We start from the raw sequence: 13023 nt of genomic DNA on the forward strand, positions 1-13023 counted from the left end.
TCCGCCTACCCTCTCCCTCCCCGTCCGGGGAGGGCGAAAGCGTATCACCCCGCCTGCGCCAATTCCGGCACGCGCGTCACTTCCCGCCACGCATGCGGCGCAGCCAGCAAGGCGCGGACCAGCTTGTTGTTCACCGCGTGGCCGGCCTTGTAGCCCTCGTATCGGCCCAGCAGGGGCGCGCCCAGGACGTAAAGGTCGCCGATGGCGTCCAGCGCCTTGTGCCGCACGAACTCGCGTTCCATGCGCAGGCCGCCGGGGTTCAGAATCTGGTCGCCGTCTATGACCACGGCGTTCTCCAGCGAGCCGCCGCGGGCCAGGCCGGCCTGACGCAGGGCCTCGACCTCATGGGCGAAGCCGAAGGTGCGGCAGGCCATGATCTCCTGGCGGAAGGTCGCCTCGTCCACGACGAAGTCGATCACCTGATTGCCGATGGCGGCCGAAGGGAAGTCGATTTCGAACCGCATCTCATAGCGGTCGCACGGCAGAAGGGCGGCGTGTTTGTCGCCCTCGACGACATGAACCGTCTCCAGGATCTCGATATAGCGCTGGGGCAGCGCCTGGGGCCGAAAGCCCGCCCGGTCCAGCAGCCGCACGAACTCCAGCGCCGAGCCGTCCAGGATCGGCAACTCCGGCCCGTCCACCTCGACCACGGCGTTCGATACGCCCAGCGCACAGAAGGCCGCCATCAGGTGCTCGATCGTCGACAGGCGCACGCCCGCCGCATTCTCGATCATGGTGTTCAGCCGCGCGTCCACGACCGCCTCGCCCGACACGGGGATGCGGTTGTCGCGGTCGGCGACGTCCGTGCGCACGAAGACGATCCCCGTCCCCGCAGGCGCAGGCCGCACCGCAAGCCGGACCCGGCGGCCCGTGTGCACGCCAACGCCGGCGATAATCGCCGGTGCGATGAGGGTGCGTTCCTGATGGTCGTTCCGGACCGGCAAAGGCAAACTCGCTTCGTTACCGCCGCAGCCCATGGGGACAGACTGCGGCACAGGCCCGGTCTAACGGTTGGCCGGCAACAGGAAAATGAAAGTCGGGTTTCGGATTGTTTCGTTCTGATACGGACGGAACGAAAAACGCCCCGAAGCCGGGCTTCGGGGCGTGGTGGTCAGTTTTTCCGGCGGTCAGTTGGCGAGACGGCGGAGAAAAGAGGGAATCTCCAGGTCATCGTCAGCCTGGCCCGCTTCCGGCTCCGGCGCCGATTGGGGCTGGGCCGACTGGCGCATTTGCGGCTGGGCGCGGCTGTAGGTCGGCTCGGGCTGCGGCTGGGCGCGCTTGCCCCGACCGAACAGGCTCCAGCCGCTGCGGCGATGGTCGCGGTCGTCATAGTCGTCGGCGGTCGGCTCGGGCGAACGCGCGGCGTAGAGATCGCCCTGGGGTTCGACCGGGGCGCGGCTCGGTTGGGCGGAGGCCGCCGGGGCGCGCGTCTCATACTCCTCGACCCACGGATCCACGATCGGCTCCAGGGTGCGCGGCGCCGGTTCAGCGACGCGGATCACCGGTTCGGGACGGGGTTCGGCCGCAGCCGGGGCCTGAAAGCTGGGGACGACGGGGGCGGCTTCGATACGGGGCTCGGGCCGGGCCTCGACGCGCGGCTCCGGGGCGCGTTCGGCGCGGACCGGCTCGCGATAGGTCTCGCGGGCGGGCTCCGGGGCGGCGCGCGACGTTTGGGTTCCGTACAGGCCGCCGGCCGAACGGCGGGCGCTGTGATCGGCCAAGGGGGCCGTCGGCGCCGAGGGCTCGGCGCGCTGCACCACGCCCTCGTCCATGCCGGTGGCGACCACCGAGACGCGGATCTTGCCGTCCAGCGCCGGATCGAAGGCGGCGCCGAAGATGATGTTGGCGTCGCCGTCCACTTCCGCCGAGATGGCGTTGGCGGCTTCATCGACTTCCAGCAGGGTCATGTCCAGACCGCCGGTGATGTTGACCAGCACGGCCTTGGCGCCCTTCAGGCTGGTTTCGTCCAGCAGCGGATTGGCGATGGCGTTCTGGGCGGCCATTAACGCCCTGTCATCACCGGAGGCCTCGCCGGTGCCCATCATCGCCTTGCCCATTTCGGACATGACGGCGCGCACGTCGGCGAAGTCCAGATTGATCAGGCCCGGCAGGATCATCAGATCGGTGATCGAGCGCACGCCCGAGTGCAGAACCTGGTCGGCCATGCCGAAGGCGTCGGCGAAGGTGGTGCGCTCGTTGGCGACGCGGAACAGGTTCTGGTTCGGAATGACGATCAGGGTGTCGACATAGCGTTGCAGCTCGGCGACGCCCGCATCGGCCAGGCGCATCCGGTGGCGGCCTTCGAAGGTGAAGGGCTTGGTCACCACCCCGACCGTCAGAATGCCGCGATCGCGCGCGCATTTGGCGATGACGGGCGCCGCGCCCGTGCCGGTGCCGCCGCCCATGCCGCAGGTGATAAACACCATGTGGGCGCCTTCTAGGTGCTGATGGATCTCGTCGGCGGATTCCTCGGCGGCGTTCATGCCGACCTCGGGGTGGGCGCCGGCGCCCAGGCCTTGGGTGATGGTCTCGCCCAGCTGGATGCGGCGATCCGTCTTGGCGAAGCTGAGGTGCTGCGCGTCGGTGTTGGCCACGACGAACTCGACCCCTTCCAGGCCGGCGTCGATCATATTGTTCACGGCGTTGCCGCCGGCTCCGCCGACGCCGAACACGACGATGCGGGGCTTCAGTTCAGTGTGTTGCGGCTTGACCAATGAGAGCGACATTCTGTTTTCCGACCTTCCGACCCTGCCCCTCGTCCCAAGGCGAACACCCCGCCGAATCACCTTGGTTATGAGCGCGTTAAGGATTGCACCCACGAGGGTTAAGAGATGGTTACGGCGATAATGTGAGTCGGACTCGAGAACAGCACAAAGTGCGAGCTTGGCTGGAGGTTGATGCAAAAAAATGGGGCGGCCTTGTCAGGCCGCCCCCGGAGGTCTTGAAGATTGGCCCCTTACCAGGGCCGATAGTTGAAGCCGATGTTGAAGCGGCGTCCGTAAGGATCGAAGTTCGAGTAGAGCGTCGTGCCCAACCACGGCGCCTGCTCGGCGTTGGTCACATTGGTTACGCCAAAGCGGAGATCAAGATCTTCGCGCATGGCGTATCTGAACTGCAGGTCATGACGAGCGAAGTTTCCGGTGTCGAAATACTCAGCTGGCCGCGAGTCCGGATTGTTGATGGCGTCGCGGCGCTGAACAATGTCCTGAGCCGTCTGCCAATCGACAATCCAGGTCGCCGTGAACTTGTCATTCGGCGAATAGGACAGCGAGGACGTCATCCGAACCCGCGGATAATACAAGGAGCTCGAAAGTTCCGTGAAATCGTTCGGATTGGAGATGTTGTTGAACTGCTTCTGCTCGATCAACCACGTGCCACGCAGGCTGTAGTTGATCCGGCCCAGCGACCAAGGCGTGATGTCCGCCAGGTCAGCCGCATAGTTCACGTTGAAGTCCAGGCCGCGCGTAGTCCGCTTGGCGAAGTTGAACGACGCTTGCAGGAAGTCCGTGATCTTGAAGCGGTCATCGTTAGGCGCAGGCAGATCCACGGCGGAACGCGTAATGACGTCGCAGAAAACGTCGTTCAGTGTCGGGCCGTTGACGCACAGGTTCGCAGACGTTTGGCCCGTAACCGTTGAGAGCAGGTCCTTGATCTCGATCTCGTAATAATCGAGCACCAGGCTCAGACCGGGCGCGATCGGAGGCTGATACACCACCGAGAAGGTGAAGGACTCTGACGTTTCCGGCTTGAGGTTGGTGTTGCCTGCGAGGGCGCCGGAAACGCTCGAGCTATACACCGGCCGGAACGCATTGGTGGCCGTGGGATCGGAGAAGTTGAACACTCCACCCAATCCCAGAGACGCCGCTTGGGTCGAGCAGTTCGCAATACGCTGGTTCGCAATGGTGCGGTCAGACAGATTGGCGATCACCTGCGCATCGCAAGGGTCCGTAATGGAAGCGAAGGTTTGGACGCGAGGCCCAAAACGTTCGCTCAGATCGGGCGCGCGGGTCGAGGTGTTGAAGCTCGACTTGAAAGCCAGCTCCGGCACGGGGCGATAAACCAGGTTGATGCCATAGACGTCATCGCCGCCGGTCGTGGTGTAGTCGGAGTAGCGGTACGAACCGCTCAGCTCTGCATAATAACCCAGGAAGCTTTCGCGGAAGAGCGGAACCGCCAACTCAGCAAACACTTCCTTGGTTTCATACTCAGCGCCGGGGGCCCAATCGTCGCCGATGTTGCTCAACAGCCAGCGACCTTCGGCCGTGCGGGTGCGCCCCGTGCCGGTCGTTTCTTGACGGCGGTACTCGGCGCCGAGCGCGACCCCGATCGGGCCGGCGCCCCAGTAGTCACCCACAGTAGCCGAGATCGACGCCACAGCGCTGTCTTGCGTGTTCTTCTCGTCCACCCCCGTCTTGGCGGTGATGTAGTTGATGGCTTCCTGGCTGGCGGCGCCTTCGCCAAAGATGTTGTAAGGCTGGCATTCAGCAACTTCGGGGCTGCTGGCCGTCAACGCGCCAGCCGACCCGGCGGCGGCGCCGGTGTTCTGGTTGGCGATGGTCGCACCGTTGGCCGTCAACAACTTGACCCGGCACACGATCGCATTCGGCGTCCCAAGAACTCCGGCGGTGTCGCGCACGGCGTCCAGAGCGAAGGCGTAGCGAAGACCATCGACCGGGTATTCGGTGTTTTGGTTTTCCACCTCGCCGTGAGTGTAGCCGATATCCCAGCTGATGTCCTTGACGAACCCGAAGCCGTCGTGGGTGCCGTCGGCGCTCACGACAAAGCGGTTTAGTTCGCGAGTGTTTTCTTGGATGCGATCACGAGACCAGGCGGTGTAACGCGCCCAAGGAGCGTTGAACTGTGCGAGAGGCGCGCCGGGGGCCGTCGCCGTGGACGTGCCGTACGGCTGTACGACGTTGCCTTGGATCTGGGCCAGCACATTCGCCGGGAGGAAGGCATTGTCGAGCCGCGACAGAAACGCCGTGGGGCTTGACGTTCTGGCGTTCAGAACCGGCCGTTGCTGCTGCGCAAGCGAATACGAGTTCGTGAAATAGACGTCAGCAAAGGCGGGACCGCCATTTTGCTCCGACTCTTCATAAACATATTTGTATTCTGCGTGAAGGTTGATGTCCGGCGTGAGCTTGAAGTTCAGCCCGGTCTGGTAACGTTGGCTGCGGGACTGAGGGAAGTAGGATTCGCGGTTGAACAGTGCGGGGTTCTCACCGTCCCCGCCGATATGGGTGCCCTGGAAGCGGCCCGTGTTCGCCACCCTGCCGCCGAAATCGGCCAGACGCGCATTGCCGTTCTCGTCAAAGACATAGGTCAGGCCCGGACGGGGATTATAGCAATCCGCCGTCAGGGGACCGTTGGCCGCAAGACAGTTGGAGCTGGTGGCCACATTGGGGACGTTGGGGTTCAGCGTGGGATCGGGCCGCACGCCGTTGGCGATCGTCAGTTGACCGCCACGCAGGATCTGCAGCTGCCGCAGGTCACGATAAAGAACAGCGTCGTAAATACCGTCCGAGGTCAGACCGACAGTGGTCGGATCCGCATCATTGCCGACCAGACCCCAGGCCTTGCCCAACCATTCGATCGATTCCGCATTGACGTCTTCAATGTCTTCGTATTCGCCGAAGCCGTACACATTGAGCCGGTCGTCCAGCAGATTGACACCGCCGAGGATCGAAATCCTCTTGGTGGTTTCATCCCCCCCCTTGTTTATGATGCCGTAGTTGCCATCGACCTCGAGCCCTTCGAAATCCTTGCGGAGGACGAAGTTCAGGACGCCCGAAACAGCGTCGGCGCCGTAAACCGAAGACGCGCCGCCCGTCACGATTTCAATGTTCTGGATCAGAAGACGAGGGATCGTATCAACGTCAACCGCCAGCGAACCGGTCTGAGATCCGACGTGCCGGCGACCGTCCACCAGGGTCAGGGTCCGCCCCGCGCCCAAGCTGCGCAGGTTCGGAAGCGAAAGCCCCAACGCTCCCAGCGCATTACCCGTTGTATCGGAAGGAACCTGCGAATTCGACAGGGCCGGAATGGTGGCCAGATAGTCGATCACCGTCGTCTGACCCGTCTCCAGAAGGGCCTCTCGCGACACCTGAATTAGGGGCGTAGGAGCCGTCGTGGGGTCACGACGAATGCGAGACCCGGTGACGACGATTTCTTCGACGTCCGTCGTCGATTCCGATGAGGCGGGTGTCGAGCTCTGCGTTTGGGCGAAAGACGGGGCGGCCGCAGCCAGGACGCCCGCCAAAATTGTCGTGCCAAACAGGATTTTACGAGTGGATCTCATTGAATGAACAGCCCCATGAAAAATCGGGCGGCGATGGGCCGCCACGAACGTGAAGGGTTTGTAACAAGATGGCGGCAGGTATCCATCATTTCGAACACATTCCGAACGTCTTGCCGTCCATATGTAGCGGCAAAGCCACAATTTCGCCTTCGGCTCCTCAGCAAATGAGGTTCAAAATCCTTTGAATTCTGCTGAATTGCGAAATTGTTTTGCGTGTACATGCAAGTTTTCGGGTTATGTTACCAAAACACGTCGATTTATCGGTTAATAAATCCGCGAAATGTGAAAGGTATTTATAAGGCGGCCCGAGATTGATCGCAGCGCCGAAATCGGGGCAAGAAGGTTGCTAGAGGCACCAACCAAGCTTGGTCTCGGCTACATCAAGCGCCGAGTTTGGACTGACGGCCGAAAAGCAGGATTATCTTACAGGTTATCCCGCAGCCAGCCCGCCACACGCCCGACCACATTGCCGCGATGCACCTTGGGCGCATCCGCAGCGGTGATCTGGCGCGCCATCAGCTTCCTGGCCGACACCGCCTCACGGGGTCCATAGGCCGCCCGCAACAGCACCCCGGCGGTGGCGCAGAAGGCCGGTCCTGACGCGGCGTCGGCCAAATGTGGCGCCCGTTGGGGTTTTCCGAGGCGGACGGGGCGGTCGAAGACGCGCACGGCCAGTTCGCGCACGCCGTTCAACTGGCTGGCGCCGCCGGTCAGGACCAGGCCGGCGCCGGGCTCTAGGCCGACCCCCGCCGCCTTCAGCCGGTCGCGCAACAGTTCCAGCGTCTCTTCCACGCGCGGGGCGATCACCGTCTTCAGCATGGCGCGCGGCACAATGACCGGGCCGGCCGAGGCGTCTTCGCCGCGCGGCGGCGCCTCCAGCATTTCGCGGTCCTCATTGGCGCTGGCCATGGCAGAACCGTGCAGGGTCTTCAGCCGCTCGGCGCCCGCCTTGGACGTGGACAGGCCGCGGGCGATGTCAGACGTCACATGGTCCCCGCCGACGTTCAGGCTCTCCACATGCAGCAGGGACCGTCCGCCCCAGACGGCGGCGCTGGTCGAGCCGCCGCCCATATCGATGCAGACGGCGCCCAGGTCCATCTCGTCTTCTTCCAGGGCGGCGAGCGACGAAACGACGGGCGCGGCGGCCACCCCCTGGAGATCCAGATGGGCCAGCTCCAGACAGTGGCTCAGGGTCGTGAACACATTCTCGGCCATGGAGACGACCAGAAGATCCAGCCCCAGCGACCCGCCGCGCATCGCGCGCGGATCGTGGACGCCGCGCGCCCCGTCCACTGACCAGGCGATGGGCAGGACGTGGATGGGCCGACGGTTGGGCAGACGGATCTGGGCCAGGGCCATGCCGATGGCGCGGGCCAGATCGGCGTCGCCGACGGGATTGGCGCCCAGGGACACCCGGGCCTGAACCCTGTGGCTGGCCATCTGGCCGATGGCGGTGGTGACGACCACGCCCGAGACCGGGCTCTGGGCCGCGCGCTCGGCCCGTTCGACGGCGTGGCCGATGGCCTGGGCCGCCTCATCCATATTGATGATGGCCCCGCCCCTGACGCCCTTGGACTGGACGTGGCTGGCGCCGGCGACACGGATGGTGCGGTCGGCATGGCGCACGCCGTCCGGCTTCATGATGAAGCACGAGACCTTGGACTGACCGATGTCCAGGGCGGCGATCACCGGCGCGCGGCCGGCGCGGGGGTCCATCACCCGGCCCTGGTCGTTCGCCGATCCACGCTGCATTCCCGCCATACTCCTACTGGTCCCTGTTAAGCGTCGGCGGCGGGGCGCACCGCAATCTCGTCCGGCGTTCTCAGATCGACCCGGGCGAAGCCCAGGTCGAGCAGGCGTTCGCGCTGATCCAGCGCATCGAGGCGGATCAGGGCCGCCTCCTGTTCCGTGGCCGGCAGCTGGATCAGGCTGCCGTCCTTCAGGCGCAGATCCCAGCGGCGTTCGTCCACCCGCACCACCGCATCCACCCGGCTCATCAGGCGCGGCCGCTGGGCCAGCAGAGGCAGGATTTCGGCGGCGGCCTGGTCCGCACCCTTGCCCACGACCAACGGCAGGGTGGGATAGCGACGGGCGTCGGCGCCCTTGATCACCTGCCCCCGTGTGTCGATGACCTTGATCTGACCGGCCTCCTGCCAGACGGCGAGGCGGTCGTGCTCCTTGACCTCGATGATCAGGGTGTCGGGCAACAGGCGCACGACGCGCGCGGACTTGACCCAGCCCACGCCCTGCACCCGGTCACGGATGGCGTCCAGATCGAGACTGGTGATCGGCTGGCCTGAATAAAGACCCAGGGCCTGCTGAATGGCCGGCTCGGCCTCGGCCGAGGCGCCGGTGATGTGAACGCGTTTGAGCGACAGCCCCATGCCGGCCGTCATCCCGTCGATCCCGTGGGAGACGGACTGGCCGATCCTTTCGGCCCGCGCGCCCGTCGCCAGAATGCCGACGACCAGAAGGGCGCCGGCGCCCAGGGCGATCATGACGGTGCGGGGGGAGACGTCGATCCGGCCGATGGCGGCCATCTTGCCGGGAATGGGGGACGCAGGCCGGGGCGCGCCGCCGCGCGAACGCCCTCCCTTCTTGGGGGCTGCGCCACGCGAGGAACCCGTACTCTGTCGCCGACCGCCGCGAACTACCGCGGGCATGAGGCGTCCTCCACCATCCACCGAACCAGATCTTCGTAGCTCATTCCGGCATAGGCGGCCTGCTCGGGGACGAGCGAGGTCGGCGTCATGCCCGGCTGAGTGTTGACCTCCAGCAGAACCAGATCGTCCTTAACATCGTCATAACGGAAGTCGCTTCTGGACACGCCTTTGCAACCCATGGCGACATGGGCCGCCTCCGCCTGGCGCAGGGCGGCCTCGAAAACGGCGGGCGGCAGGACGGCGGGCAGGACGTGGACCGAGCCGCCCGGCGCATATTTGGCCTCATAGTCATAGAAGCCCTTGGTCGGGGTGATGTCGGTCACGGTCAGGGCGCGCGGCCCGTCCGCATAGCCGATCACGGCCACGGCCAGCTCCTTGCCGGCGATATAGGGCTCCACCATCACCTGTTCGCCATAGGCCCAGCCGGGCTCGCCCACCTCGGCGACCGGTCGATTGGCCCCCTCGGTCACCAGATAGACCCCGACGGACGAGCCCTCGGCGTTCGGCTTGACCACATAGGGCGGTTCGATGACGTGGCGCGCCGCCACCTCATGCCGGTCATACAGACCGCCGCCGGGCGCCTTGACGCCCGCCGCCTTCAACACCGCCTTGGACTTATTCTTGTCCATGGCCAGGGCCGAGGCCAGGACGCCGGAATGGCTGTAAGGTATCCGCAGGGTCTCCAGCACCCCCTGGACGCAGCCGTCCTCGCCCCAGGCGCCGTGAAGGCAGTTCAGCACCACGTCCGGCTTGATCAGGCCCGACAGGACATTGGCCAGGTCGCGCCCGGCGTCCACACGGCTGACGCGGACCCCTTGCCGCTCCAGCGCCTGGGCGCACTGCTCGCCGGAGGTCAGCGAAACCTCCCGCTCGGCGGACAGGCCGCCCATCAGGACGGCGACATGAAGGTCTTCGAATGCGCGGGTCATGGCCTCTCCGATTGCGGCCGAGATGTTTAACAGGCCGTCAACCTTGTCGCCCGCGCGAGGTGAAATTTGTGCGTCGAAATCCGCCGATCAGAGCGGGCGATCAGAGGCGGCGGCCGATCCGCTTGATCTCCCACTCCAGCTGAACGCCGGTCTTCTTCAGGACGTCCGCCCGCACCGCCTCGCCCAGGCCCTCGATGTCGGCCGCCGTCGCATCGCCGGGGTTGATCATGAAGTTGGAGTGCAGCTCGCTGAACATGGCCCCTCCTCCGGTTTCGGCGTGCAGCTTGCCGCGCCAGCCGGCCTCGTCGACCAGCTTCCACGACGAATGGCCGGGCGGGTTCCTGAAGGTCGATCCCCCGGTCTTTTCGCGGATCGGCTGGGTGGTCTCGCGGCGGCTGGTGATCTCGTCGATCCGGGCCTGCACCGCCTCGGGCGCGTCCGGGGTTCCACGATAGACGGCCTCAACCCAGATGATGTCGGCCGGCGCCTGCGAATGGCGATAGGTGTAACCGAAGTCGGCCAGGGCGTAATCGACCCGCTCGCCCTTGCGGTTCAGCCCCCAGGCCGAGACCAGCACATCCTTGGTCTCCGAGCCATAGCAGCCGGCGTTCATGGTCAGGGCGCCGCCGACCGTACCCGGAATGCCGGCGTAGAATTCCAGCCCGGCGATCCCGGCCTTGGCGCCGGCCTTGGCCACCATGGAGTCCAGCGCCCCGGCGCCGGCCGTGATCGTGTCGCCGTCCGTCGTCACCTGGGCCCAGGGCCGGCCGGCCAGGCGGATCACCACCCCCTCGACCCCGCCGTCGCGGACGATGACGTTCGATCCGACGCCCAGCACGGTCACGGGCACGGACGGGTCCAGGGCTTTGAGGAAATCAGCCAGGTCTTCCGCGTCCGCCGGAATGAACAGGGCCTCGGCCGCGCCGCCGACGCGGAACCAGGTGTAGGGGCCGAGCGGTTCGTCCCGCAGCAGCTTGCCGCGAACGGGGGGAAGGGTGATCTCGGTCATGCGGCTTCGATGTCGGTCCGGGAAAAGTCGTCGCCCTTGTACAGCAGGGGCGACCGCGCGTGGCGGGCGCAGGCATAGGCGAAACAGTCGCCGAAGTTCAATGCCGCGGGGTGACGGCCCTTGCCGTATCGGGCGTGAGCGCGGATCGCCTCGCGCCGCACCTCAGCGGGAATGGCGACCACCTCGATCTTTGCGAGACGGAGGAAATCCTCGACCACGCCTTCGGCGTCTTCGATTTCCATCACTCTGCGGCGCGACACCGCCAACACCGTTTCCCAAACCGCCATGGGCGACGTCGATCTTGGGACTCTCGCGGCGAGGCGCACACGCAAGTCGCCTGCGTCTGGTTCATCGATCAGAATGGCCGTCAGCGCCGAGGCGTCGATGAACATCAATCGCGCTCATAAAGGCTGTCGATCCACGCCTTGTCGATCGGCTCGCCGCGTTCGCGCGGGGCCCGCGCCTGCAGATCGCTAACGAACGCCTCAATACGTTTCACCAGATCGCCGGGCTCTTCAACCTGCTCCAACTGACGACGCAGGGCGCGACGCACCACCTCGGTCTTGCTGATGCCTCCGATGCGGCTGAGGCGTTCGGCCATCCGATCGACTTCGGGGTCCTTCACATAAAGGGCCATGGCATCCTCCAAGGATATACCGTCACGCCGAAGTATATACTTTCCAGACCCCGCCGGACAAGCCGGGCGTCAGCCCAGCGCCTCCAGCTGCGCCGGCAGGCCATAGGCCCAGCTGGTGATGTCGCCGGCGCCCAGCAGCACGACCACGTCGCCCGACCGGGCCTCTTCCTTGATCAGGCGCGGCAGGACGGCGGCGTTCTCCAGCGCCTGGACATGGCGGTGGCCGTAGCGACGGATTCCGTCGGTCAGGGCGTGTTTGTCCACCCCGTCGATCGGCTGTTCGCCGGCCGGATAGACGTCGGCGACGATCACGCTGTCGGCGTCGGAGAAACTGGTCGAGAAGTCGTCCATCAGGTCGCGCAGACGGGTGTAGCGGTGCGGCTGGACCACGGCGATGACCCGGCCCTCGCTAACCTGACGCGCCGCCTTCAGCACGGCGGCGATTTCGACCGGGTGGTGGCCATAGTCATCGACGATCCGCACCCCGTTCACCACGCCCGTCGTGGTGAAGCGACGCTTGACGCCGCCGAACCCGGCCAGGCCCTCGCGGATCGCCTCGTCGGATACGTCCAGCTCGCGCGCCACGGCGATGGCGGCCAGGGCGTTGGAGACATTGTGCCAGCCCGCCATCGGCAGGTGCAGATTGTCGATCCGGTGCGTTTCGCCGTTCTGGATCACCACGTCGAACCGGGCGCCGTCCGGCCCCATCTGGCAACCCTCGGCCCGCACCATGGCCTGGGGATTGGTCCCATAGGTCACCAGCCGCCGGTTATCGATCGAGGCGACCAGCTTCTGCACCTCGGGATGGTCCAGGCAGACGGCGGCGAAGCCGTAGAAGGGGATGTTTTCGACGAAATCGACGAAGGCCTTCCGCACCGCGTCGAAGTCGCCGTAGTGGTCCAGGTGTTCCGGGTCGATATTGGTCACGATGGCGACCGTCGATTTCAGACGCAGGAAGCTGCCGTCGCTCTCGTCCGCCTCGACCACGATCCAGTCGCCGTCGCCGACCTTGGCGTTGGTGCCGTAGGCGTTGATGATGCCGCCGTTGACCACCGTCGGGTCCAGACCGGCCGCGTCCAGCAAGGCCGCGACCATGGAGGTCGTCGTCGTCTTGCCGTGGGTGCCCCCGACCGCGATGGAGAACTGCAGCCGCATCAGCTCGGCCAGCATCTCGGCCCGGCGCACCAGGGGGATGCGACGCTCGCGCGCGGCCTTCATCTCGGGATTGTCGGCCTTGACCGCCGTCGAATAGACCACGGCCGAGACGCCCTCGCCGACATGGGCGGCGTCGTGGCCGATGAAGATCTTGGCCCCCAGCTTCTCCAGACGTTCGGTGTTGGCGCTGGCCTTGGCGTCCGAGCCCTGAACCGAATAGCCGATCTTCAGCATGATCTCGGCGATGCCGCTCATGCCTATGCCGCCGATGCCGACGAAATGGACGGGACCGAGGTCGAACGGGACGGGGCGAAGGCGAGCGATCATCCGAT

General features: G+C 65.5%; 10 protein-coding genes. All 10 read right to left on the reverse strand.

Annotation, left to right across the window (positions count from 1 at the left end):
* Positions 1-44: 44 nt before the first annotated feature.
* The 10 genes from lpxC to murC all read right to left on the reverse strand — a co-directional run bounded on the left by lpxC (position 45) and on the right by murC (position 13018).
* Positions 45-944: a UDP-3-O-acyl-N-acetylglucosamine deacetylase gene (lpxC, locus tag GGQ93_RS02440; protein ID WP_183215248.1), complete on the reverse strand. Its 900-nt coding sequence runs from the start codon at positions 942-944 to the stop codon at positions 45-47.
* Between the two features lie 183 nt (positions 945-1127).
* Positions 1128-2726 (reverse strand): cell division protein FtsZ, encoded by a 1599-nt coding sequence (ftsZ, locus tag GGQ93_RS02445; RefSeq protein WP_054766519.1) that lies wholly within the window; start codon positions 2724-2726, stop codon positions 1128-1130.
* Between the two features lie 230 nt (positions 2727-2956).
* A complete protein-coding gene (locus GGQ93_RS02450) occupies positions 2957-6298 on the reverse strand; it encodes a TonB-dependent receptor (protein ID WP_183215006.1) in 3342 nt (1113 codons plus the stop codon).
* Between the two features lie 423 nt (positions 6299-6721).
* On the reverse strand, positions 6722-8050 hold the full coding sequence (gene ftsA, locus GGQ93_RS02455; protein ID WP_054766521.1) for a cell division protein FtsA: 1329 nt from the start codon (positions 8048-8050) through the stop codon (positions 6722-6724).
* Between the two features lie 26 nt (positions 8051-8076).
* The gene (locus GGQ93_RS02460) at positions 8077-8961 is read right to left on the reverse strand and encodes a cell division protein FtsQ/DivIB (RefSeq protein WP_054766522.1); all 885 of its coding nucleotides are present in this window, start codon (positions 8959-8961) and stop codon (positions 8077-8079) included.
* Positions 8949-9890: a D-alanine--D-alanine ligase gene (locus GGQ93_RS02465; protein ID WP_183215007.1), complete on the reverse strand. Its 942-nt coding sequence runs from the start codon at positions 9888-9890 to the stop codon at positions 8949-8951. The genes GGQ93_RS02460 and GGQ93_RS02465 overlap by 13 nt, the downstream gene beginning before the upstream one ends.
* A 100-nt stretch (positions 9891-9990) precedes the next feature.
* On the reverse strand, positions 9991-10899 hold the full coding sequence (gene murB, locus GGQ93_RS02470) for a UDP-N-acetylmuramate dehydrogenase (RefSeq protein ID WP_183215008.1): 909 nt from the start codon (positions 10897-10899) through the stop codon (positions 9991-9993).
* Positions 10896-11291 carry a type II toxin-antitoxin system VapC family toxin gene (locus GGQ93_RS02475; RefSeq protein WP_183215009.1) on the reverse strand — a complete coding sequence of 132 codons (396 nt, stop codon included), beginning with the start codon at positions 11289-11291 and terminating at the stop codon, positions 10896-10898. Before GGQ93_RS02475 ends, murB begins: the two co-directional genes overlap by 4 nt.
* Positions 11291-11536: a type II toxin-antitoxin system VapB family antitoxin gene (locus GGQ93_RS02480; protein ID WP_007389869.1), complete on the reverse strand. Its 246-nt coding sequence runs from the start codon at positions 11534-11536 to the stop codon at positions 11291-11293. Before GGQ93_RS02480 ends, GGQ93_RS02475 begins: the two co-directional genes overlap by 1 nt.
* Before the next feature lie 69 nt (positions 11537-11605).
* Positions 11606-13018 carry a UDP-N-acetylmuramate--L-alanine ligase gene (gene murC / locus GGQ93_RS02485; protein WP_183215010.1) on the reverse strand — a complete coding sequence of 471 codons (1413 nt, stop codon included), beginning with the start codon at positions 13016-13018 and terminating at the stop codon, positions 11606-11608.
* Between the last annotated feature and the right edge of the window lie 5 nt (positions 13019-13023).

The organism is Brevundimonas aurantiaca (assembly GCF_014199955.1).
GTDB classification, from domain to species: Bacteria; Pseudomonadota; Alphaproteobacteria; order Caulobacterales; family Caulobacteraceae; genus Brevundimonas; species Brevundimonas aurantiaca.